This is a genomic window from Gimesia algae, from assembly GCF_007746795.1.
Classification (GTDB): Bacteria; Planctomycetota; Planctomycetia; order Planctomycetales; family Planctomycetaceae; genus Gimesia; species Gimesia algae.
In genome coordinates this window covers 4,921,614-4,945,535 of the sequence record NZ_CP036343.1, presented here as the reverse complement: position 1 = coordinate 4,945,535, position 23,922 = coordinate 4,921,614, and the positions used below count along the sequence as shown (strand labels likewise).

The 23,922-nt window shown below is 48.9% G+C and carries 20 protein-coding genes; 9 read left to right on the top strand and 11 right to left on the bottom strand.

Annotated elements, in window-relative coordinates:
- Positions 1-210: 210 nt before the first annotated feature.
- The 3 genes from Pan161_RS18305 (at position 211) to Pan161_RS18295 (ending at position 3,778) form a co-directional block, all read left to right on the top strand.
- Positions 211-1,200: a prenyltransferase/squalene oxidase repeat-containing protein gene (locus Pan161_RS18305; protein WP_232103305.1), complete on the top strand. Its 990-nt coding sequence runs from the start codon at positions 211-213 to the stop codon at positions 1,198-1,200.
- A 33-nt stretch (positions 1,201-1,233) separates the two neighbouring features.
- A complete protein-coding gene (locus Pan161_RS18300) occupies positions 1,234-2,436 on the top strand; it encodes an NPCBM/NEW2 domain-containing protein (protein WP_145229560.1) in 1,203 nt (400 codons plus the stop codon).
- Between the two features lie 136 nt (positions 2,437-2,572).
- Entirely contained in the window at positions 2,573-3,778 is a 1,206-nt protein-coding gene (locus Pan161_RS18295) for a PQQ-dependent sugar dehydrogenase (protein WP_145229557.1), read from the top strand.
- Positions 3,779-3,869: 91 nt separating this feature from the next.
- On the opposite strand, the gene Pan161_RS18290 is transcribed toward Pan161_RS18295, so the two are convergent.
- From Pan161_RS18290 to Pan161_RS18270, 5 genes are all read right to left on the bottom strand, one after another.
- Positions 3,870-4,244: a DUF2237 family protein gene (locus tag Pan161_RS18290; RefSeq protein ID WP_145229555.1), complete on the bottom strand. Its 375-nt coding sequence runs from the start codon at positions 4,242-4,244 to the stop codon at positions 3,870-3,872.
- A 1-nt stretch (position 4,245) separates the two neighbouring features.
- The gene (locus tag Pan161_RS18285; RefSeq protein ID WP_145229553.1) at positions 4,246-5,169 is read right to left on the bottom strand and encodes a TIM barrel protein; all 924 of its coding nucleotides are present in this window, start codon (positions 5,167-5,169) and stop codon (positions 4,246-4,248) included.
- Positions 5,170-5,426: 257 nt separating this feature from the next.
- A complete protein-coding gene (locus Pan161_RS18280) occupies positions 5,427-5,924 on the bottom strand; it encodes a YbaN family protein (protein WP_145229551.1) in 498 nt (165 codons plus the stop codon).
- 129 nt (positions 5,925-6,053) lie between these two features.
- Positions 6,054-7,094, bottom strand: coding sequence for a TauD/TfdA family dioxygenase (locus Pan161_RS18275; protein WP_145229549.1), 1,041 nt, complete (start codon positions 7,092-7,094; stop codon positions 6,054-6,056).
- Between the two features lie 102 nt (positions 7,095-7,196).
- The gene (locus Pan161_RS18270) at positions 7,197-9,200 is read right to left on the bottom strand and encodes a PAS domain-containing hybrid sensor histidine kinase/response regulator (protein ID WP_145229547.1); all 2,004 of its coding nucleotides are present in this window, start codon (positions 9,198-9,200) and stop codon (positions 7,197-7,199) included.
- 428 nt (positions 9,201-9,628) lie between these two features.
- On the opposite strand from Pan161_RS18270, the gene Pan161_RS18265 reads away from it, so the two are divergent.
- Complete coding sequence (locus tag Pan161_RS18265) at positions 9,629-10,174, top strand: gamma-glutamylcyclotransferase family protein (protein ID WP_197995389.1); 546 nt, start codon at positions 9,629-9,631, stop codon at positions 10,172-10,174.
- A 20-nt stretch (positions 10,175-10,194) separates the two neighbouring features.
- Here the strand turns inward: Pan161_RS18265 and Pan161_RS18260 are convergent, their stop codons facing one another.
- On the bottom strand, positions 10,195-10,674 hold the full coding sequence (locus tag Pan161_RS18260) for a hypothetical protein (RefSeq protein ID WP_145229543.1): 480 nt from the start codon (positions 10,672-10,674) through the stop codon (positions 10,195-10,197).
- 292 nt (positions 10,675-10,966) lie between these two features.
- On the opposite strand from Pan161_RS18260, the gene Pan161_RS18255 reads away from it, so the two are divergent.
- Both Pan161_RS18255 and Pan161_RS18250 read left to right on the top strand, forming a co-directional pair.
- Positions 10,967-13,081: an FAD-dependent oxidoreductase gene (locus Pan161_RS18255; protein ID WP_145229541.1), complete on the top strand. Its 2,115-nt coding sequence runs from the start codon at positions 10,967-10,969 to the stop codon at positions 13,079-13,081.
- A gap of 44 nt (positions 13,082-13,125) precedes the next feature.
- Positions 13,126-14,580 carry a pectate lyase gene (locus Pan161_RS18250; protein WP_145229539.1) on the top strand — a complete coding sequence of 485 codons (1,455 nt, stop codon included), beginning with the start codon at positions 13,126-13,128 and terminating at the stop codon, positions 14,578-14,580.
- A 16-nt stretch (positions 14,581-14,596) separates the two neighbouring features.
- Here the strand turns inward: Pan161_RS18250 and Pan161_RS18245 are convergent, their stop codons facing one another.
- The 3 genes from Pan161_RS18245 to rfbC are packed head-to-tail and all read right to left on the bottom strand — an operon-like array spanning position 14,597 to position 16,878.
- Complete coding sequence (locus Pan161_RS18245; RefSeq protein ID WP_145229537.1) at positions 14,597-15,265, bottom strand: histidine phosphatase family protein; 669 nt, start codon at positions 15,263-15,265, stop codon at positions 14,597-14,599.
- Positions 15,266-15,298: 33 nt separating this feature from the next.
- On the bottom strand, positions 15,299-16,333 hold the full coding sequence (pdxA, locus tag Pan161_RS18240; RefSeq protein WP_145229534.1) for a 4-hydroxythreonine-4-phosphate dehydrogenase PdxA: 1,035 nt from the start codon (positions 16,331-16,333) through the stop codon (positions 15,299-15,301).
- The gene (rfbC, locus tag Pan161_RS18235) at positions 16,330-16,878 is read right to left on the bottom strand and encodes a dTDP-4-dehydrorhamnose 3,5-epimerase (RefSeq protein ID WP_145229532.1); all 549 of its coding nucleotides are present in this window, start codon (positions 16,876-16,878) and stop codon (positions 16,330-16,332) included. Before rfbC ends, pdxA begins: the two co-directional genes overlap by 4 nt.
- 355 nt (positions 16,879-17,233) lie before the next feature.
- On the opposite strand from rfbC, the gene Pan161_RS18230 reads away from it, so the two are divergent.
- Both Pan161_RS18230 and Pan161_RS18225 read left to right on the top strand, forming a co-directional pair.
- Positions 17,234-18,268, top strand: coding sequence for a S1C family serine protease (locus tag Pan161_RS18230; protein WP_197995388.1), 1,035 nt, complete (start codon positions 17,234-17,236; stop codon positions 18,266-18,268).
- Between the two features lie 80 nt (positions 18,269-18,348).
- The gene (locus Pan161_RS18225; RefSeq protein ID WP_145229528.1) at positions 18,349-19,434 is read left to right on the top strand and encodes a S1C family serine protease; all 1,086 of its coding nucleotides are present in this window, start codon (positions 18,349-18,351) and stop codon (positions 19,432-19,434) included.
- Here the strand turns inward: Pan161_RS18225 and Pan161_RS18220 are convergent, their stop codons facing one another.
- Entirely contained in the window at positions 19,435-20,175 is a 741-nt protein-coding gene (locus Pan161_RS18220; protein WP_197995387.1) for a (5-formylfuran-3-yl)methyl phosphate synthase, read from the bottom strand.
- Between the two features lie 31 nt (positions 20,176-20,206).
- Positions 20,207-21,808, bottom strand: coding sequence for an N-acyl-D-amino-acid deacylase family protein (locus Pan161_RS18215; protein WP_145229525.1), 1,602 nt, complete (start codon positions 21,806-21,808; stop codon positions 20,207-20,209).
- 288 nt (positions 21,809-22,096) lie between these two features.
- Between Pan161_RS18215 and typA the strand changes: the two genes are divergently transcribed.
- The gene (gene typA / locus Pan161_RS18210) at positions 22,097-23,920 is read left to right on the top strand and encodes a translational GTPase TypA (RefSeq protein ID WP_145229522.1); all 1,824 of its coding nucleotides are present in this window, start codon (positions 22,097-22,099) and stop codon (positions 23,918-23,920) included.
- Positions 23,921-23,922 lie beyond the last annotated feature (2 nt).

Here is a 23,922-nt window from a genome sequence, read left to right as displayed (position 1 = left end):
CGGTCTGCTTTTTCCTGACTACTGCTTTTCATTACCCTGACATTTCGTACAATGCAGTAAATGAGACGATGCTTTTAACTCTGTTCAGGGTCAGTGGCTATTTTGCGATATCGATTCTTTCACAAAGAACAACTGCCAGACTTGCGTTTCATCTTCGCGAGACTTCTTCTTGTTTCAGGTCTTATGATCGCAGTTGGACATGCAAGATTGATGGCACAGACGGAGATAAACCGTTCCATAGATTCCCAGGGTAAAAAGTATTACACCCTGCCAACGCGGACAGCCGTCAAGCGTGGCCTGCAGTTTCTGGCCGAACGCCAGCACACCAATGGCTCTTTTGGTTCCGGTTCTACCTTCAAAAGTAATGTCGCGGTGACTGCACTGTGTGGCATGGCATTTCTTGCGGATGGAAGTACTCCTGGAAGAGGCAAGTATGGAATCCAGGTACAGAAAGCCGTTGATTTTATCCTCGCATCCTGTAAGCCTTCGGGATATATCATTTCCCCGGAAAGTATTTCTCATGGGCCAATGTACGGACACGGGTTTGCCACGTTATTTCTGGCAGAAGTTTATGGGATGACTCATAGTAAAGATGTGCGTGCGAAACTGGAAAAAGCAGTTGAGCTGATTGTGAAATCACAGAACGCCAAAGGGGGCTGGCGTTACACTCCGGAAAGCAAAGACGCGGATCTTTCAGTGACTGTCTGCCAGATTATGGCACTGCGGGCGGCGCGAAACTGTGGGATCTTTATTTCAAAAGATGTCATTGATCGCTGTATCGATTATGTGAAACAGAGCCAGAACCCGGATGGCGGATTTCGCTATCAGCTGGTGCGCCAGGCGGAGAGTGAATTTCCTCGATCCGCTGCCGGCGTGGTCGCCTTATACAGTGCAGGCATCTACGAAGGTCCGGAAGTCGAAAACGGATTGGGGTATCTGATGCGACACCTGCCGAACCAGCGTTACTTTCGAGGCAGTCACTACTATTACGGCCAATATTATGCCGTGCAGGCAATGTGGCAGGCAGGCAGCAATTACTGGGAAGGCTGGTATTCGGCGATTCGTGAAGAACTTCTTTCCGGGCAGATGTCCAGTGGCAGCTGGAGACCCGACAGTTCGAACTGTGTCGAATACAGTACGGCCATGTCATGTATCGTACTGCAGATTCCCCGGAATAATATTCCGATCTTTCAGCGCTAAAACTCTTCTGCTTTAATTGTCTCTGGTGACTATATGCGATCCGTCGTTCTCTTTTCTCTGTTCTCTCTCGTTGGCCTTACGATTCCGGGGCAGGTGCATGCTGCGGAACTGGAGCAGATCAGTGGTGATAAACTGGACGGGACACTGATCGAAATACAGCAGAACCAGTTGACTATGCAGGGGAAGTCGGGGAGCAAAACTGTACCGGCCGCTGATACCATTCGTGTCGACCTGGGGCATGCCCGTCTTTCCTGGAAAAAAACGGGAATGCTGATATTGGCAAATAATGATCGAATTCTAGGCGATCTGATTCGTTCTGAAGGGGAATTCCTGCTGGTACAAATGAATGTGTTTCCGGGGCAGCCGGTATGGAGAGTACCGCTGGAGACAGTCACGGCTGCTTTTTTTGACTGGCCTGCGTCTCGCTTCACACGGATCGAGTTGCTGAATAAAGCAGACAGACCGAAGCAAAATCATGACCTCTTCTTTCTGAAAAATGGAGATCACCTGCAGGGGGAATTCATCAGCTTCGACGAGAATTCATTTCGATTTGACTCGAATGCAGGAGAAACTTCCGTTCCGCGCGGGGGCATTCAGTTATTTTGTTTTAATCCAGATCTGGTTAATTTTCCACAGCCGGATCAGTTGCGCTATGTGCTGACCTTGACGAATGGGACTCGTGTTACCGTTTCCGAACTTTCATTGAGTCAGGAGACGGTCTCGGCAAAAACTGTATTTGGTGCCAGTTTGACCTGTCCTTTAAGCTTGATCGAAACAATTACACCTCGGGGAGGTAAGGCCGTTCCGGTCTCCGATCTGGAACCTTCCTTCTACCGGTTCACACCTTATTTTAACCTGAAGTGGGATTGGCAACGCAACCAAAATGTTCTCCGCGGGCCTCTGGTCACTGAGGGAAAAGAATATTGCTCTGGCCTGGGGATGCACAGCGCAAGCGAACTACGATACCAGTTGGATGGTAAATATGCCGGCTTTCAGACGCTGGTTGGTCTGGATGATGCGACGACAGGGCGAGGAGATGTGGAAGTTCTGATTATAATCGACCAGCGCGTTGTTTTTCAGCAGCCCATTTCAGATGATCAGCGGCGGCTGGTTGAAGTCCCGCGCATCGAACTCACTGGTGCTCAGGAACTGATTCTGAAGGTCGAGTTTGGTAAGAATGCGGACATGGATGATCATGTGAACTGGCTGCGTCCGGTTCTGTTGCTGAAACAGTAATTCTGTTTTTCTGTATGTCACACTCAAGTTGACTCGTCAATCAGTAGCATCCTCGAACTGTTTTTTCTATTCTGGTTGACAGCTTCGCATGATTGTCCCACCTGTTAATTCCAAACCATTACAAAGAAGACATCTAATGAAATTATTTTCTATGCTGCTGTTACTCTGTACGCTGTGTTTCTCTGCTTCGCTATTCGCTGAAGAGCAGGTCGATACGTCACCGGCCCCTGTGAGAATCGTGAAAGTATTTCCCTATCTGAAAATTGACCGGCCGATTGTCATTACCCATGCAGGCGATGATTCGAACCGTCTGTTTATTGCCGCTCAAAAAGGGAAAATCTTTGTTGTTCCCAATACGCCGGAAGATGAAGATCTGGAAGAAGGAAAACTGTTTCTCGATATTTCGGAACATGTTTCTTACCACGACAAGAAAAATGAAGAAGGTTTACTGGGACTGGCTTTTCATCCCGATTACAAAACCAATGGTGAGTTTTTCGTCTACTACAGCACGCCAGGTAAATCGCATAATTATTCCGTGATTTCCCGCTTTCGGGTTTCCAAAGATGATCCGGACAAAGCGGCTGCCGATTCTGAAGAAGTTTTGATGCGTGTGGCACAACCCGCCTGGAATCATAACGGCGGAACTGTCGTCTTCGGGCCGGATGGTATGTTGTATATTGCCTTTGGTGACGGAGGAGCGGGAGGGGATGCCTTTCATAACGGACAGAATCTTTCCAGCGTGCTGGGCAGTATCTGTCGGATTGATGTCGACCATAAGTCTGAAGGATTAAACTACGCGATTCCCAAAGACAACCCGTTTGAAGATGGCAAAAAAGCAACCTTTCCCACCATCCGCAAAGAAATCTGGGCGTATGGATTACGCAACCCCTGGCGAATTGCCTTCGATACCAAGACCGGTGTTCTTTGGGCCGGTGATGTCGGGCAAGGAATCTGGGAAGAAATCGATCTGATTGTCAAAGGTGGAAATTATGGATGGTCAGTCCGCGAAGGAAAACACCCGTTTGGACTGAATGGTGTTGAGCCCCGGAAGCACCTGATTGAACCGATCTGGGAATACAACCATGAGGTAGGGAAATCGATCACGGGGGGCTCAGTTTATCGGGGTAAAGCGATACCCGCCATCGTGGGTTCTTACATTTATGGTGATTATGTTTCCGGCAAATTCTGGGCGTTGAAATATGATGCCGAGAATAAAAGGGTAACCGCTAACCATGTGATAGAATCTCCCAGTATCCCGATGATGACTTTCGGGACCGATCAGAATGGCGAAATGTTTCTCTCTTCTTCCTTCAGTGAAATCTTCATGCTGAAAGCAAAGTAGAGAAATCCTGGGATTCATCCTCCAATAAAAAACCACGGCAGACCAGATGACTGGCACCGTGTTTTTTATTGGAAATTACATTAGCGAAGTATCAGACTTTGACGGCGTACTCCTGCAGATCTTCGAGATCGACAAATTCAAGCGTCGAAATGTGGCAGGCTTCCAGTTTGACACGTGGTGCCATCCCTGCTTCGAGTGCTTCTTTCCAGCGTTCGACGCACAGGCACCAGCGATCACCCGGTTTCAAGCCTGGGAAGTCGTACATGGGATGCGGGGTACTCAGATCATTTCCACGCTCTTTTGAGAATTCCAGGAATTCCGCCGTCGCTTCAATGCATACCGTATGCAGCCCCATGTCGGATCCGCCTGTATTGCAGCAGCCATCCCGATAAAATCCGGTCACGGGATCCATCGAGCAGGTTTCTAATTCGGTACCAAGAACATTTTTTGCTTTTCTCTGAGTCATGTTAGAACCGGTCCACCTCTCTATACGCTTCAATGACGGCCAGGTCGCCTTCTTTTCCGGGTTTGGAATTGCCGTGTTCCATTCCAATAATTCCGTCGAAGCCTTTAGAGTGAATGTGCTTGAAGACATTCAGATAATTGATTTCACCCGTACCCGGTTCTTTGCGCCCCGGATTATCACCGGACTGAAAATACCCAATTTCATCCCAGCTGTTGTCGATGTTTACAATCAGGTTGCCTTCGGTAATTTGCTGATGATAAATATCAAACAGAATTTTACAGGAGGGGCTGTCAACTGCTTTACAGAGGGCATACGCCTGTGGAGAACCCTGCAGGAAAACCCCGCCATGATTGGCAAACCAGTTCAATGGTTCCAGAACCATCACCATTCCATGTGGTTCAAAGATGTCAGCACAGCGTCTGAGTAATTCAATCACGTTGGCTGTCTGGTAACCTTCAGCCAGTCGACTGCGGGGACCTTCGTCCAGACTTCCCGGAACGACGGTCATCCATTTCGCATTGACCCGTTTAGCGACTTCGACCGATTCTTTGATGTCTTTCAGCACGGAATCCCAGACATCTTTATCCTTGCGGGTAAAAGTCGTTTTGCCAATCGATCCATGGGCTACAAACACACCCATCTGCATGTTGAGCTTTTCCATCGAATCTGCGATCTGCTGCTGCAGTTCTTTGGGTTTCTTTTTCATGCCGTTGTCTTCCCAGGCAGTGAAACCCTGGTCGGCAGCAAACTTCAACTGATCAATGGGATCATTGCCGGCAGCATTTTTGAACATCCCGAAGTGTGGACCATATTTGAGCTGGAACGGTTTGGGCTCGTCCCCTCCTGCGGCTTGCGCAGCAGTCCGGGCTAAGATGGCTGTACCACCCGCTGCTATACTGCTCTTCAGAAAATCTCGACGTTGCATCTGCTGGACTCCTTGATGTGGATTTAAGTGCTGCTACGCGTCTCAATCTATAATGTCATACATCGATATAATGAGATTCGAATTCAGAAGCTTTGAGACGCGGATAAAAATCTGGATTCGAGTGGAAGTAATTCGCAGAAATGATTCTAGCCAATGCGGCAAGAGGATGCACCCGATTTTATAAGGAATCGGCTGTCACATGCAAAAGTCGATCAGGGGAAGAAACAGGAACTCCAGTGTACTGCTGAGAGTGTTATTCAGTCGAGGCCAGGCAGACGAATTACGACCACGATGCCGATGCAGGCCAGCAATACCAGCAGGGATTTCAGCAGAATCGAAAGCGGAGAAAGCAGTAATGTGGCTGCAATGACAAGGACCACGATCGAGATCGCCTGAATTTTAACACTCAGGCGTACGCCCCCATCCTGTTGCCATTCTTTGAGAACCTGTCCGAGAACAGGCGACTTCAGCAGTGCTGCATTTAAGCGTGGGGAGGTTCTGATCAGAAAATAACTGGTTAGTAAGAGAAAAGGTGTGGTCGGCAGAACAGGTAAGGCAACTCCCAGTACACCCAGCACAAAAAAAACGGCAGCCAGAATGAAGAAGATAATTTTTTTGATGCCGGTGACAGTCGGTACGGCTGTCTGATCCAGAGTATCCAGAAATTCAGGATGAATCTTATCCAAAGCGATTCGCTCGAACGTGTGTTCGGCTTCACTGGAGAAGTCGTCTTGCGGCTGCGAATTACGAATCATGTGATCCAAGATCTGTATAGGACTTGAAACAGTAAGTGATTCTGAATTTTAACTGAATCCCGGTTTGTCACAAGCCCGAAACACCGGGACATAAATTGAGGTGGATCTCGCAAAAACAGTGGAAGCAAATCAGCGGGCAGGCAACATGCCTCCACGGACGGCGCCCGCTGCTGTGTTACCATAATTGTCTGCAAATAGCGGGTTCAGGGGACGACTGTTGGGAACGGCTAACCAGACGCGCAGTAAATGCCGTTTCAAATGTGATTCCTCAGCGTCTTCAAAGTCATCACGTCGATGAAAAGTGACCCAGTTATTCAGAAAGAGCAAGTCCCCGGGTTCCTGCCGAAAAGTGACATTCAGTGCGGGAGATTCCGCTACCGCTTCCAACTGGTCCAACGCCTCCCGTTGTTGCGGAGTCATATCGGGGAGTTCCGGGGAAGCGTAAGCACGCTCGATGAGAACTCGCAGAAAACTGCCGGCGAAATGTCCATCCTGAACAGAAAAGACAGGTTGCTGGCAGAACGGCTTCTGGTTTCCTGCATCGACATTATGTCTGAGATAATAAAAAGGCTGCATCAGTATTTTCGTCAGTTCCGGAAAATGCTCCCGCATTTCGTTAAACAGTGAAACAGAACTGACCAGCTGATTGTTTCCCCCCGCAAGTGCCTGTTGCAGGCAGAGAAAACCGATGACATCACAGCGATCTGTGTGGAAGCTTAAGCGTTTGCGTGTGTTGGGACCGCGTGCTTCTTTTTGTCCGACCTGATAGCCTTCATCCCGAACATGGAAGATTTTTTCGTCGCTGGCACTTTGTGATACCGGAGTACCCAGGTGGACTGAGATCAGCCAGAAGAGGCTTTCTAACTCGGAAGCAGAATAGTTCTCTACCGGCAGGCGTTGCAACTGGCAGGCCCCCGAACCGGTTTCCAGTTGATGCTGAATCTGTCGTAACACAGGACCGAGATGTGGGAGAGGAAAGCGGGCCGGGTTAATTTGTTCCGGCTTCAAGTTTTCCTGTGAGATCGCATTCAAGGCCTGCTGAAGGTCGTCCAGATGAGTCTGGGTTAATGTGACTCGCCAGTCGTCCCGGTTGAATAATTCATCGCCTTTCCAGGCTGCCGGTATGGAAAACGCAGTCGGTAGATCGTCGGCAGCCTGCAGGTCACTCACGCTGAATCAACTCCTTTGAAATTTAGATCAACAGAGACATGTTTTAGTCAATTTTAACAGATTGATTCAGTGGAGAAAAGTTGCCTGCCCCTTTCCGGGCAATTATTGCATAATCAGATTTTTCTGACTTTCCTTCCTCAGACAGCGATTGATTACTTTAATGAGCCGCAAACGGTCAATGGGCTTGCTGAGATATTCATCACAACCGACTGCCATACATTTTTCACGATCCCCCGGCATGACATTGGCGGTTAACGCGATGACAGGTTTAGTAAAACCCAGGGACCGTAGTCGTCGCGTTGTCGTATATCCATCCAGAACCGGCATTTGAATGTCCATCAGAATCAGATCATACTCGGCACCGATTTTCTCATCCAACATTTCGTTTTTCTGTAGTTCATCCAGTGCCTGCTGACCATCTTCGACAACCTTCACTTTGGCTCCAGCTTTGCTCAATAGAAAGTTGATCAGGCGTTGATTATAGATGCCGTCTTCGACCAGAAGAATACGACTGTTCCGGTTCTCTAGATCATAACTCACTTTAGAGGTTTTAATTTCGCGGATCAGGCGGGAAGAATTATACGGATGCATTTTTCCCGGCCTGTGCATACCCGTCGCAATCGATAATAAGATCGAGGTCCGTGAAGCTTCTCCTGCTTTCTGATAAACTGAGATCTGTCCTCCCAGTATTTCTGCCAGTTGCTTAGAGACAAACAGTCCCAGTCCCGTTTCTCCACCTAAACCTGACAAAGCGTGCGTTTTCTGTTGGGCGCTGGAAAAGAGCTGCACTAATTGATTTATATCCAGTCCTTTATTTTCGAAGCTGACTTTGAATAACAGGAGTTCTTTTCCCTCCGGATTTGAATCAGTACTGATATTCAGATCGATGCTTCCTCTTTCTGAAATTTTAATCGCCAGTCCCAGAATATTTGACAGTATTTGTTTCAGGCGAATCGGGTCCGATTTGATTGTTTCTGGCAACTCATTCTCAAATGCTACATTCAGATTTAACTGCTTAAGTTCTGCTTTTCGACTCATCAGTGTTCGAACATTTTGAATTACAGTGTTTGGAGAACATTCCAGTAGCTCTATATCAAAACGGCCTTCTTCGATTTTCGATAGATCCAGAAAATCATTGATCGTATTCAGCAAATATTCCCCATTGATGTGAATGGTTTCGGCTGAAGTCTGTGTAAATGGGTCCTGAGCTGATTCGAGTATCATTTCAGAGAAGCCCAGAATTGCCGTGAGTGGGGTACGAATTTCATGATTCATCATCATCAGAAAATTCTTTTTATCCGCTTTCGCCTGATTTGCTTCCTGTCTTGAATGCTTTAATTCTTCTTCCGCCTGCACACGTCGGTGGATATCAGTCATTGATCCTGTCATTCTGACTGCCTGCCCCGATTCATCACGCAAGACATTCGCGTAACAACGAAACCAGTGATAAGCGCCCCCTTTGATTCGCAGACGGTACTCCAGATCAAAGCGGGTGTTTTTAATCAAAGCATCTTCAAATGCCTGAAATGCATGTTCAACATCATCAGGATGTAGGAGCAGTTTCAGCGTATCCATGCTTGAATCGATTTCCTGGTTCTGGTATCCAATCAGCTCATAAAAGCGTGGGGACCACCATTGCTCTGTCAAATTCAGATCAAGCCAGTCCCAGACGCCGTGGGAGGAACAGTTCAGCAGCCCTTCAAGATGCTTTTCAATATTTCGAGTAGACTCGACCTGTTGATCCTGCTTCAGCAGATCGGTACTGGTGGCGATAAAACCGGAAAACTCTGTGGAGACAGAAGGTCGTAACTCGGCATGACATTGGAACCAGCGATATTGTCCATCAGACCGTTTCAGTCGATATTCGCATTGAAATCCTGCTTGAGCAGCGTACGCATCCTGAAAGGACTTCAGAAAACTATTCAAATCATTAGGATGAATGAACTGTTGCCAGCCCTCATTGAGGTTCTGCTCAAGGGTACTGTTTGTGAACAGAAGCCATGCCTGATTGAACAGATCAAACTGTTGATCTGAATTCGAAGTCCAGATCAGCAGACTTTGATTAACACTGCTCTGAACGAACTCTGGTGTGGGGGTAGATGTCATGTAAAATTCCTGATAAAACTTGGGCGTTACATTTTTAGTATCACTCTGGAATCTGGTGTAACCTTGGGGATATCTTGACTTTTTTGAATTCCGTAAGTTGTTAGCAAATAAAGGAGATTTAATAAAAGTAATCACCTCAGGTTTGTTTCTTTGTGGTGAGAATCCGACTCTAAATTTGCAGATATCATGAGGTATTCCACTTGATATCCAGACAAAAAAAAACAGGAATCGAATCTGATTTAACACTTGAATTAATTAGAGGAGTCAAACGTTACATAACGTTTGACTTGTCAAGTATTCCCCTCCTCAATCTGACTGTTCATCAGGGCGATCAGTGTACTAAAATTACAAGAAGTAAATGTGCTGTGAATCGCTGCATCTTATCAGTTAACAGTGATATGTTATTGAGCATTCCAGAAGGCCCGTTGATGAAGCAGACTCTGAATTATTTTGCCTACGGATCAAACCTTCACCCACTGCGACTGCAGTCAAGGATCGGTGCGTGTCAGATACAATCTGTTGCCCAACTGGAAGGGGCGCAACTCAGTTTTCACAAAGTGGGTCTGGATGACTCGGGGAAATGTGACATCGTGCTGCCGGCTCAGTCTGACTCAACGGTCTGGGGCGTTGTTTACCAGATCACTGCGGAACAAAAAATGTTGCTCGATCACTGCGAGTCGCTGGGAAAAGGGTATCAGATTCTCAATACAGAAGTCAGGTCAGCGGACAATCAACTTCTTTCCGTTTACACCTATCAGGCAATGGCTGAATTCATTGACCCTCGGCTAGAACCTTTTGACTGGTACCATGAATTCGTGTTTCACGGAGTCTGTTACCATGGCTTCCCTGTTGAGTATCAGGAAATGATTCACGCTGTCAAAATGATCAAAGACCCGAACAGAGAGCGAACTGCACACCAACAAGCTTTATTGAGGGAACTCCGGAAGTCGATTGAAGAGCAGCAGGAAGATTGAATTTCTGTAAGACATTATGCTCACAACCAGTGAGCGATGATCTCGTAAATCATTTCTTCTTCCAAGGTCTCATGTGCCAGTAACTGATCGACCAGGTCTCCAATCGCAGACCAGTAGGAATCTTCTCTTAGCAACTGGTACAGGCTGATGGTCTGTTTTTCCAGATATTGCATACGCGGCTTGTGTTGTGGTACCAGTCCAGCAGCTGCTTGCCACGCCTGCTGCCAGTCTCCCGACCATTCTGATACGAGTGCCGGATGAAACGGGTCTCCCGTATGGATCATTTCTGCAACTGGTCCTGCTAATGCAACCAGGACTGCTTTTTCAAGGCCGGTTTTGAGATCGAGTGCACCTTCAGGCCAGGAAATCTGGGCGTCGCCAAAACGTTCTGGACCATCATCCCAATCGGGATCAACGGTTACAGAATGCACACGGGCGCCTGCATAAACGGCAATCAGGACATGGCCGGCTTCGTGGTAAGCGGTGAGTTCTTCTGTCATGGCTGGTTCGGGATGTTGAAATGAAATGAGTGATGCAAAGAGTATGTCTTAGTCTTGACCGGGAATTAAATCAAACACCCCCGTACTGAGCAACCAGGAAATCAGGAAAAATATGGAACAGGTGATCTGTTTATTAGTCTTCCTCTCAAATCACATTCCGGCGGGAACGAAGATGTGAGACCTGTTTCTTGCTTTGTATTGGTTTGACTCTGCTGTAGAATGAAGGCTTCAATTTGAGTTGAACCTATTTAAAAAGAATTAGTGAGTTTATCAACCTGGAGAAATACGACCAATGCATTTCGTTCGTCAAATCATAGTAGGCTGCCTGTGCCTGACATTGAGCGCACAAACCATTTCTGCAGCAGAAGAATATGATATCGTCATCTACGGCGGTACTTCCGGAGCAGTCACGGCTGCAGTTCAGGCGAAACGTCTGGGGAAGTCTGTTGTGATTGTCTGTCCCGATCAGCATCTGGGTGGTTTATCCAGTGGCGGCCTGGGCTGGACGGACACCGGCAATAAAGCAGTCATTGGAGGTCTGGCTCGGGAATTTTATCATCGTGTCTGGGAGCATTATCAGTCGCCAGAGGCCTGGCAGTGGCAGAAACGCGAGCAGTATGGTGATAAAGGGCAGGGGACTCCCGCGATTGACGGCAAACAGCGGACGATGTGGATTTTCGAACCGCATGTTGCGGAACAGGTCTTTGAGGATTTTGTAAAGGAGTACCAGATCCCCGTTTTTCGTGACGAATGGCTGGATCGTAAACAGGGTGTCAAAAAATCAGCAGACAAAATCACTTCCATTACGATGCTCAGCGGGAAAACCTTCGCAGGCCGCATGTTTATCGATGCCACTTACGAAGGGGATCTGCTGGCGACTGCCGGGGTGAGCTATCATGTTGGACGAGAAGCAACCAGTGTCTATGGCGAAGAGTGGAATGGCGTCCAGACAGGAGTATTGCATCACAGGCATCATTTCGGACCAAATGCAGTCAAAGAAAAAATCAGTCCGTATAAAACCCCCGGCGATCCCGCCAGCGGTTTACTCCCGCGCATCAGTGGCGCTGATCCTGGAAAATACGGTTCTGGTGATGACAAAATTCAGGCATACTGTTTTCGCATGTGTCTGACCAATCACGAGGAAAACCGCGTTCCCTTCCCTCAACCCGCAGGGTACGATTCGTCGCAGTATGAACTGATGCTGCGAATTTATAATGCCGGCTGGAGAGACACCTTTGCCAAGTTCGATCCGATTCCGAATTTCAAAACGGATACGAATAATCACGGTCCGATGAGCACGGATAATATCGGCTACAATTATGATTACCCGGAAGCCTCTTACGAGCGTCGGAAAGAAATCATCCAGGAGCACACCACTTATCAGCAGGGCTGGCTCTATTTTATCGCCAATGATCCCCGCGTTCCCAAAGAAGTCCAGCAGAAAATGCGCAAATGGGGTCTGGCGAAAGATGAATTTACGGATAATGGCAACTGGCCGCATCAATTGTATATCCGCGAAGCCCGCCGCATGGTCGGCCAGTTTGTGATGACGGAAAATGAGCTTGTAAAAAAACGCCCTACACCCGATTCGGTCGGCATGGGATCTTATACCATGGATTCACATAATGTGCAGCGATACGTAACTCCGGAAGGCTATGTGCAGAACGAAGGTGATATCGGAGTCTCGACGCATGGTCCCTACGAAATTGCCTACGGTAGTCTGGTTCCTAAAAAAGGGGAATGTCGTAATCTGCTGGTGCCGGTATGTGTTTCCAGTTCACATATTGCCTTTGGTTCGATTCGCATGGAACCGGTCTTTATGATTCTGGGACATTCCGCAGCAACCGCAGCAGGGATCGCCCTGGATCAGAGTCTGGATGTGCAAGATGTACCTTATGCAACTTTGAGAGCACAACTGATCAAGGAAGGGCAGGTTCTGGATGCACCCCCCGAAGTCAAATACGGAAAGAATGGAGTGAATCCGGCGACCTTGAAAGGGATCGTTTTAGATGATAGCAAAGCAAAGCTCACCGGTGCCTGGACTACCAGCCATTCCGCAAAAAAGTACATCGGTTCCAGTTATAGTCACGAATCCAACACCCGAGATGGAAAAGCGGCCGCCCGATTTGAAACGAAAGTTCCAGAGGCGGGACGGTATGAAGTGCGTTATGCCTATACCCCGAATGGGAATCGTAGCTCGCAGGTTAAGATAAAATTGCAACATGCGAAGGGAACTGAAACCCGCACGATTAATCAGAAAAAAATGCCACCGCTGCAGGGTCTGTTTATATCGCTGGGAAAATTTGAGTTCACTCCAGATCAACCGGCAATTGTCGAAGTCTCAAATGCAGGATCCGATGGGTATGTGATTATCGATGCGGTTCAGTGGGTTCCTGTGAACAAGTAATCAATCTGTATTCTCCCCTCAAAATCTCTGACGAGGAGTCCGTAGTGCCAAAGAAAAACATAGGTCTACCGCTTCGGTTGTTTTTGACTCTGGTGATGTTAATCAGTTTTGAAGATCCGCAGATCTCAGCGGCTGAGATCGATTCGAAAGAGAACGTCTCCCTCGCCATGCGAAAGTCGAGTGAGTATTTTCACAGCAAACTGGCCGTCAATGGGGGCTATGTTTATTACTACAGTCTGGATCTGCGGGAACGCTGGGGAGAAGGAAAAGCTGGACCTGATCAGATCTGGGTGCAGCCGCCGGGAACTCCCACAGTCGGGCTGGCATATCTGGCTGCCTACAAAGCCACAGGGGATCAGTTTTATCTTGATGCCGCCACGGATGCGGCTCTGGCTCTGGTTTATGGACAATTGAAGTCCGGTGGCTGGACCAATTCGGTCGAGTTTAATCCGAAGAGCAAGTTGACTGCTGAATATCGTAATGGAAAAGGCAGAGGGCGTAACAATTCGACCCTTGATGATGGCATCACTCAGTCTGCGATTCGCCTGTTGATTCATGTAGATCAGGCACATCAGTTTCGTAACCAGAAAATTCATCAAGCGACTGAAATCGCCTTAAAGGCATTACTCGCAGCCCAGTTCCCTGTCGGCGCGTTTCCCCAGGTCTGGACGGAACCGGTAAAAGAAGTTGCTCCGAAAGCAGGAAACTTTCCAGAATACGATTGGCGCACTGAAGGCCGAATCAAGAATTACTGGGATTATTATACCTTGAACGACGGGTCAGCAGGTTATGTTTCCACAGTGCTGATTGAAGCGTATCAAATATATCAGGATCCTCGATATCAGCAGGCTGTTTTAAAGCTGGGCGATTTTCTGATTGCATCACAACTGCCACAACCTCAGCCTGCCTGGGCGCAACAGTACAACTATGAAATGCAGCCCATCTGGGCCCGCCGCTTTGAGCCGCCTGCCGTGACGGGAGGCGAGACTCAGGATGTGATTGAAACTCTGATGAAGATCTATCAATTCAGTGGTGGTAATGAGAAATACCTGAAACCGATTCCGCAGGCGTTGGCCTGGCTGAGAAAGTCTCAACTGCCAAACGGTCAACTGGCCCGCTACTATGAACTCAAAACGAATCGGCCGCTATATATGACACGGAGCGGAAAAAACTACAGTCTGACGTATGATGATTCCGATCTGCCTCGTCATTATGGTTGGAAAATCGAATCGAAACTGCCTCAATTGCAGCGTGAATATAATTTGCTCAAAACGGGTAAGCAGCAATCTACAAAAGCCGGTCAGCGTGAGCTGTCGGCTCAGGTCAAAACGATCTTGAACAATCTGGACCCTCAAGCACGCTGGATCAGTACCAGTACCGGAGAACGTCTGGTGGGACAGCCTAGGTTTCCGGTCAATAGCAAGTACATCGCCAGTGAAGTCTTCAGCGAGAACCTTCAGACGCTCAGTGCTTATCTGGAATTGCTTAAAGCCGACTGATTATACGGTGATGAAATCAATGAGGAACGCCATTCAAGTGAAAGATGGAGTTCATCGTAATGACTTTCGTTTCGCCTTGCTGGTAGCGGATGAAGTTGATCCCGGTATTGGTCTGCGCGATATCTTTGGCTTTACTGATATCCAGACCCAGAACCCGTGCCAGGTAAACCCGGTTTACGACATTGTGCGCGACCACGACAATCGTTTCTCCCAGATGTCGGTCCAGTAAACTCTGGATGGCAGGCTCCGCCCGGTTGAGCACATCGCCGTAGGATTCTCCTCCTTCATACCGATTCATGTAGGGATCATGCATGAATGCTTCGTACGCTTCCGGAAATTCCTGCATGATAATGTCCCAGGATTTTCCCTCCCAGAGCCCCACATCACATTCATGGATTTCAGCGACTTCTCCTGGAGTCAGTCCCAGGGGTTTGCAGACTGCTTCAGCAGTTTCCCGAGCACGGATCATGGGGCTGCTGTAGACATGATGGATCGGGCTGGTGGAAGAAAGAAACTGGCCTAACGCAGCCGCCTGTTTTTGTCCCGCTTCACTCAGACTGGGATTAATCCCACACCCCTGCAGGATGTAGGGACGCTGTTCATTAGGAGGCGTGGCACCATGGCGGATCAGCAGCAGGTTTGTGGCATCCGTTTCCGGTTGAGGTACCAGTTTGGGAGGTTTCATGTCGGGGCCTGTCTAGATAATGATAGCGGACTCTTATCGGTCTGGTTGATGGTGAGACAGCTTTGCTGCTGCTTTGATTGCTTCGACGATGCCTCGGGTTTCAGGGACGGAGTGGCTCCAGGCGATGTCAAAGGCAGTGCCATGGCTGGGACTGGTTCTGACAATAGGCAGACCGAGTGTAATGTTGACTGCCTGATCAAATCCGAGCAGCTTGAACGGGATATGGCCCTGATCATGGTACATGGCGACGACCGCATCGAACTCGCCATGGACTGCACGTCGAATCAGGGTATCTGCAGGTAACGGACCGGTCGCATCAAGGCCTGATTGAATCGCGTGTTCGACCGCAGGAGCGATGATGCGTGCTTCTTCATCTCCGAACAGACCATGCTCACCGGCATGCGGATTCAAAGCGCAAACGGCAACTCTGGGTTGATCTACCCCCATTTTCTGCATCAGTCCAGAGATTAATCTGATTTTTTCAAATATCGCATCGGTGTTGAGTAAACCGGGAACGCTGGCAATTGATGTGTGCAAGGTGGTGTGGACGATACCCAGGCCGGCGGGAGGTTGGATTGCAGCACTATGGGGCAAATAGAGCATCATACCGAAGTCAGCGACTCCACAGCGGTCAGCCAGAATTTCGGTATGGCCGGGGTAATTGATACCTGCCAGTCGGAGCGATTCCTTATTCAGAGGTGCTGTAGTGATGGCATCCATCTGTCCGCACAGGCAGTCATCAATGGCACTCACCAGATAGTCAAAGGCGCCCTGACCTGAGCGAGCATCGATTTCGCAAGGGACTGCTTCAGCGACATCTGATTTTCCGCGATCAATACAGTTCGCGATTCCCACCTGGAAATCCAGGCTGCCTGAAATGGAATCGATCTCGCGGATCTGCAGTCCGGATCCGGATAGTTGGGAAGCACGCCTGAGAACCGCAGCATTCCCGTAAACAACGGGGCGACAGTTCTCAAAAATCTCAGATCCGCTGCAAAGCACGTCCAGCAATTGCGGGCCAATGCCTGAGACGTCGCCCATGGTTAATGCAATGAGGGGTAATTTCATAGTGATTCAAATATTTCACACTCGGACAGTGGAAGTCCTTTACGGTCTTTTTCAGACAGGATTGGTTCGCCTTGCAGAGGCCATTCGATTTCCAATGCAGGATCATTCCAGAGCAATGTCCGCTCGTATTCAGGAAAATAATAGTCGGTGCATTTATACATGAAGTCGGCGCGCGGGCTGAGGACATAAAAGCCGTGAGCAAATCCGGCTGGTACGAACAGTTGTTTGTGGTTTTCTGCCGAAAGCAGGACCGAGATTGATTTTCCGAACGTGGGAGAATTCTTTCTGAGGTCAACACAGACATCCAGGATTTCACCTTCCACAGCAAACACCAGTTTTGCCTGGGGATGCTGGATTTGAAAATGTAATCCTCGCAGGATACCAGCGGATGACCGGGAATGATTGTCCTGTACAAAAGGACCTGTGATTCCCGCCTGTTCGTAGCGTTCCTGCTGGAAGGTCTCCTTAAAGAAACCACGATCATCAGCAAACACACGGGGAGTAAGGATCAATAAGCCGGGAAATTCAGTCTGTTGTATATCCATATGACAACAAGTTCTTTCTTGAGAGGAAACTGGCATTCACGAGACGCATGTTGAAAATAGAAGACGTGGGCTAATAATAGCGGATATTCTGTTGGATAAAAGCAATGCTAAGAGTCCGATCTCTGAGTTCTTAAAATCTTTACATGTGCCTGAAACATACACAAGTCCTAATATTAAATGAATTTAGAATAACAGACTACCTCTGAGTTTTTCCTGTTTTTTCTTGAAAAGTCTGACCTGTATCGCGTATTCTATAGTCAACACATTTTACCTGAGGGATACAGCCTTACCAGATGTTAAGTGAAGCCTTATGAGAAGAACCCCTGAAATCACCACCAGAACTGCGGTTAATGCTATGCTGAGATCCCTTCTCACCTGCGTATTCCTTTTATCTATCAGTGTTTCGGCAATACCGCTGGTTGCCCAGGACATCAAAGTTCAGAAACCAGTTTCTGTAGTCCCTGCAGAAAAACTGTCAGAGGTCTTCTTCAAAACGGTTCCCGATTCTCTTGAAGATCTTCAGGAAATTGAGAGGCAGGTTACATCACTGACCAGAACTGCCATTGAGAGTACGGTCTCAGTTCGTGTAGGAGAAGCACAGGGCAGTGGCGTGATTATCGATAATAAAGCTGGCTATATTTTAACGGCAGCACATGTGATTGGCCTGGCACAAAAAAATGCGACGATCATTCTACATGATGGTAGAACATTAAAAGGGCGTACCATGGGTTTGAACCGTGGGCTCGACGCCGGTCTGGTCAAGTTGGTAGAAGATGATCATATCGATATCAGCAAACTCTCTGCTGTGAAAATGGGAGACATTTCTGAAATCGAAGCTGGCGAATGGGTCATGGCAACCGGTCATCCGAATGGATATCAGTCAGGACGTGCTCCTGTTGTGCGACTGGGAAGAATTGTCTCTCGTAAAAAACACCTTCTACAAACCGATTGTACTCTCATCGGCGGTGATTCAGGGGGCCCCCTGTTTAACATGCAGGGACAGGTTGTGGGAATCCACAGTCGAATTGGTCCCTCCACCAGTTGGAATTTTCATATTCCCGTATCGGCGTTTCAGGATGACTGGGAAAAGCTCGTTTCCGGCGATATGTGGGGGGCAAAACCCCTCGGGCAGAACGCAGTGCTGGGAGTGAATGGCGAAGACACAGATCGTGGCTGCAAAGTGACGGCAGTCACCCGCGGGTTTCCTGCTGAAATTGCTGGTTTGCATACAAACGATATCATTATACAACTCAATGATGAGAAGATTACGGGAATCGAACAACTGGCTGAGGTCGTACAGCAATATAAACCCGGCCAGACTGTCCAGATTACACTCATTCGTGCCGGTAAGAACATGACTTTCGAGGTTCAACTCGCCGCACGAGACTGACAAGAGACAACTAAATTTCGATCTTGGTTTCTGCTCCGAAAAAAAGATCACCGGAATAATCTAAGCGTGAGGAGATAGACTTGAACCAGGATCAAAATACGGGAAAGCTTAAGGCAACTGCTGTTCGGATTGTTTTATTGCTATTGATTGTTTTGGTTGGGCTGTCTTCACAGAGCTATGCCTGGGATCAACTCCAACCCAGCCAGTTGACCAGTGGCTCGCAGATGCGTCGGGCTTTTCGTTCTGTCGTTTCGACTCCGCGTTCATGGACCGTCCGTGTCCGCTCCAATGGAAAAGAAACGTCACTAGGCGCCATTGTCGAATCCGATGGGTGGATCCTGACCAAAGCCAGCCAACTGGAGGGGGAAATCACCTGCGAATTATCGACGGCGGAACGCTATCCGGCTGAGATCATTGGTGTGGATGGCAAGCTTGATCTGGCATTGATCAAAATTGAAGCCAAAAATCTTCCCACTGTCAAATGGAAATCCGATACTGATCCTCTGGTGGGACAGTGGCTGGTCACCCCCGGTTTAAGCATGTCTCCTGTAAGTGTCGGAGTGCTCAGTGTTGCCAGACGTAAAATCGATCCAGCTCCCGGTGTTCTGGGAGTGCAGATTGACGATGCCGAAGGTGGTGCCCTGGTGAAACAGGTCATCAGTGAAAGTGGTGCTGAAGAAGCAGGTTTAAAGCCCGGAGATGTGATCTTAAGCGTCGCTGGCGAAGAGATCGACAGTGCCCGCGCCCTGTCAAAATTTGTCCAGAAGTTTTTGCCTGGTGACCGGGTTCTTGTGAAGATCCTCAGGGATAAAGAAGAGGTAAACGCAGTTGTGGTGCTGACCGATCCTCAGATGCTGATTTATGATCGACTGCGGGAAATGCAGAAAAAAATGGGCGGGGCACTCAGCCGCCGGAAAACTGGATTCACCGAGGTCTTACAACACGATACCGTGTTACGACCGGAAGACTGCGGCGGCGTGATCGTCAATCTGCAGGGGAATGCGATTGGTTTGAACATTGCTCGGGCTGGCAGAACCAAATCGTTCGCCATACCTGCCAATCACGTTGTTCCCATGATCCAGAAGCTGAAGCTGAAAAAATATGCCCCTTACAATCCATTGAAGGATTCCAAACAGCAGACCGTTTCCGCTACCACCTCATCCTGATTACATGGAATTCGCATGGAAACGCATTTGTTTCCGGAAGGTTCTAATGGCAGATTCCTGGATTGCGCTGGTTCTGTTGTGGCTGATACAGGCAGCTCCGCGGATGCCAATAATGTCAGGTGCCAGGTCTGTCAGGACCTCCAGATCCTGAATTCGCAGAGAACCCGCCAGCGCAAGCTTCAGTTGTCTGGCCTTGGCCTGTTCGATGATCTCGCTGAGGGTTTCTGGTGTGAGCAGGTCCAGGAGCCTGCCATTCTGTTTTGAGAAAGTGTCAATCAGCAGTCCAGCACACCGATTATCGCAGGCTGCCTTCAGGACTTCGAGTGGCGAGAAGGAAGCCGCACGTTTCCAGTCTGCGTACGCAACGGCGATCCATTGATGTTGATGTCCGCTACTCTCTTCTATCCCGTGGATCAGGTTCTGCCAGTCGGAAACCCAGGTTCGGGATCCACTGCTGTGAGAGAATCCGATCTTCAAATAAGTAATCTCTGCGGGGAGATACAGCGAGATCTGCTCTGTGCTCCATTCACAGAGTTCTCCCAGCGCCATACTGAGGGGAATGGTCATGGAATTATGGTGGCAGTATTCCATCACAGCGCTCAACGTTGCATCATCGATTCGTCCCAGTGCACCACGAGCGGGGTCTTTGAAGTCGAGAATTTCGCAACCTCCTGCGATCGCAGGTGCGATTTCTTTACAGTCCCTGACACTGACCAGTAGCTGTGTGTCCTGCGTATTCAATGCTGCGTCTTTCTGAAATGACTCAAGGTGTTTATTTCTCTGTTTTCGCTGCAGTCTGATGACGGAGTGCTTTGCCAGCCAGACTGCCCGTGGGAAACCCGGCATTGATAGCAGGGCTGCCATTCACAAACAGATAACGGATCCCAGCTGAATACTGGTGCGGATTGTCAAACGTGGCTTTGTCAATCAGGTTACTGGAGTCAAAAACGACGATGTCAGCATACGCTCCCTTCCGCAGATAGCCTCTGTCTTTGAGTCCCAGGATATCAGCAGGCAGACCGGTCATACTTCGAATGGCATGTTCCGGGGAAATCACTTTCTGCTGCAGCGCGTAATAACCCAGCTTGCGGGGAAAGGTTCCATAATTGCGAGGATGGGGGCGATCCGATCCGGGCAGATAAGCCCGGCCGTCAGATGCAGTGGCCACCCAGTCGATTTTCATGATCTGCCGAACATCGGCTTCATTCATGCTGAAGTTCACGACAGAAGCACCCCCCTGGCGAGTGATCTCCAGTACAATGTCCAATACACTCTTGTTTTCTTTTTCCGCAATTTGCAGCAGATTTTTACCCACCCAGTCGGGACGTTCTGAATAGCGGGCGATGCGGACCGCTTTTCCTGCTTCGCGTTTTTCAATATTGTTTTTGATCGCTTTGATGATTTTTTCTGAGGTCTCAGGAGCTTCCAGGCGGGCCACGAGTTCTTTGTTACTGCCAGCTCTGGCCCAGGCGGGGATCAATGTGGCTCCCAGCGAGGTGCTGGAAGCAATATAGGGATATTGATCGGCGGTGACTTTCTGTCCCTGCTTTCGAGCCTCTTCAATCATGGCAGCAGCGCGGATGACCAGGCCCCAGGCATCCTGACCACTGGATTTGAAGTGGGAAATATGAACCGGCAGTTTTGCCTGCTGACCGATTTTCAAGGCCTCGTTGACGGCTGCCAGTAATTCGGTACTTTCATTGCGAATATGACTGGCATAAATTCCCTGATAACGAGAGACGATTTGAGCCAGTTCAACCAGTTCGTCCGTTTCTGCGTAGGAGCTTGGGACATAGATCAGTCCGGTAGATATTCCCCAGGCGCCATCCTGCATGGCTTTCTCAGCCAGTGCTTTCATCTGCTGTAGTTCTGCGGCGGTGGGCTTCCGCTGTCCTGAGCCCATGACTTCGTCTCGCAGAGATCCTTGAGGAATCAGATGCAGTACATTCGTTCCGCTTCCCGTAGCGTCGATGATACGGTAATATTCTTCTGTATCGACCGGGCCACTGCCACAATTACCAGTTACAATTGTGGAACATCCCTGGGTGACATAATTCATGTTTGCCCGGGTTAAAGGCGAAATAATCTGGCGATCACTGTGGTTATGCAGGTCGATGAAACCCGGAGCAATCGTCAGTCCACGACAGGGAATTGTCTCTCTGGCAGTTCCCTTGATCTCGGGGTTGATTTGTACGATCCGATCGTCTTTGATCGCGATATCGCCAGTAAACCCCGGTTTTCCCGAGCCATCAACGATCGTTCCCCCTTTGAGCAGAATATCGAACGAGGACTGATTCTGGGCGAGAATAACCTCTGATGGCGAGAAAGCGAAGAGAAACAGACAAAGGCAAATCTGCAGGCGAAGGCAGTCCATGCGATATAACCCCTTTGTGAATAACGAATTTATGTTGAGAACTCTCAGTTTGTGAAGATTGAACGTAGTAATTGGTAAAAGTATCGCTAAAACCGATCGCAACTACCAGTAAGAATGTACAATTCTGGCCTTTGCGTTACTAATCTATTGTTGATATATTTTGCGGCTTCTATAGTTGCCTGATGCGCTGTGAGGCGGTTTTTTGGCGAAACCCTCTGTTCCCTGTAAGGAACGTTTGAATATTAAGACGGTTTCCCGAGAGATTCATTTTGGGAAGAATTAAGAGTCATGAAACGAGAAGATGTGCGGAACATTGCGATTATCGCGCACGTGGACCATGGGAAAACGACACTGGTCGATGCCTTGCTGCATCAAAGTGGCCATTTTCGTGATTCTCAATTGAAGGGCGACTGTATTCTGGATTCCAACGATCTGGAACGGGAACGAGGTATTACGATTCTGGCCAAGAACATCGCATTGATGTACAAGGGCGTCAAAATCAATATTATCGACACGCCGGGCCACGCCGATTTTGGCGGCGAAGTCGAGCGCGTGCTGCGAATGGCAGACGGCGTTTTGATTCTGGTCGATGCGTTTGAAGGGCCTCGCCCGCAGACCCGCTTTGTATTGAAAAAAGCGCTGGAATGTGGTCTGAAGCCTCTGGTCGTCATCAACAAAATTGACCGTTCCGACTGTCGACCCGATCATGTCTTAAGTGAGATGTTTGACCTGTTCGTCGAGTTGGAAGCGGACGACGAGACCCTCGACTTCCCTTATATCTACGCCAGTGCCCGCGAAGGTTTCGCGACGCATGATCTGGATAATTTCGGTGACAGCATTCATCCGCTGCTGGACATGGTACTGGAAAATGTTCCTGCTCCCGATGTGAATCAGGATGCACCGCTGACGATGATGGTGACCACACTGGAATGGTCTGAATATGTAGGACGTGTTGCCACCGGTCGTATCAGTAGCGGAAAGGTTCACACTGGCGAACGCGTAACCCTTATCAAACGCAATGGGGATCATCTCAAGTGCACAGTCGACTCAGTAGAACTGTTTAATAATCTGGGACGAGCTCCCGTTGATGAAGCCTCCGCCGGCGATATTGTCGCTCTGGTGGGTCTGGATAATCCGGAAATCGGTGATACCGTTGCCTGTGCAGAGAAGCCACAGGCGCTCGTTCGCATCGATGTCGATGAACCCACTCTGTCCATGCTGTTTACTATTAACAGCTCGCCTCTGGCTGGACAGGATGGCAAGTATGTGACGAGCCGCAACCTGCGTGATCGACTGATGCGGGAACTGGAATCAAATGTGGCTCTCCGTGTTGCCGAACGGGAAGATAAAGATTCCTTCTCTGTCTCAGGGCGTGGGATTCTGCATTTGTCCGTATTGATTGAGCAAATGCGACGCGAAGGTTATGAACTGTCTGTCGGCAAGCCAGAAGTGATTCGTAAGAAGATCGATGGCAAATGGCATGAACCATTTGAATCTCTGGAAGTCGACGCTCCTTCAGAAGTGGTCGGTTCCGTGATGGAACTGGTCTGTGCCCGTCGTGGGCAGATGATCGATATGACCTCCGGCGAAACCGGCATGTCGCATCTCAAGTTTTCTATCCCCGCGCGTGGTCTGATTGGTCTGCGTACTCGTCTACTGAATGCGACCCGTGGCGAAGCCATCATCAATCACCGCTTTGAAGCTTATAAAGCTTCCGAAGGAGAGGTTCCTCGCCGTGCGAATGGCGTACTGGTTTCGCAGGACAAAGGTCAGGCCGTCGGTTATGCCTTATGGAAACTCCGTGATCGGGCTGAGTTCTTTGTCGGACCAGGTGCAGACGTTTATGAAGGTATGATTGTCGGCGAGAATGTCCGCAATAACGATCTGGTTGTGAATCCGATTCGCGGCAAGAAGCTGACCAACGTGCGTGCTTCCGGTTCCGACGAGAACATGGTGCTCAAACCACCTCGTGATATGAGTCTGGAAGCGGCTCTGGAGTACATTGAGTACGATGAGTACGTGGAAATTACTCCCAAAATCATTCGTCTGCGAAAGATTCATTTGACCGAGAATGAACGCAAGCGGAACCAGCGGACTACGACTGCTGAATAATC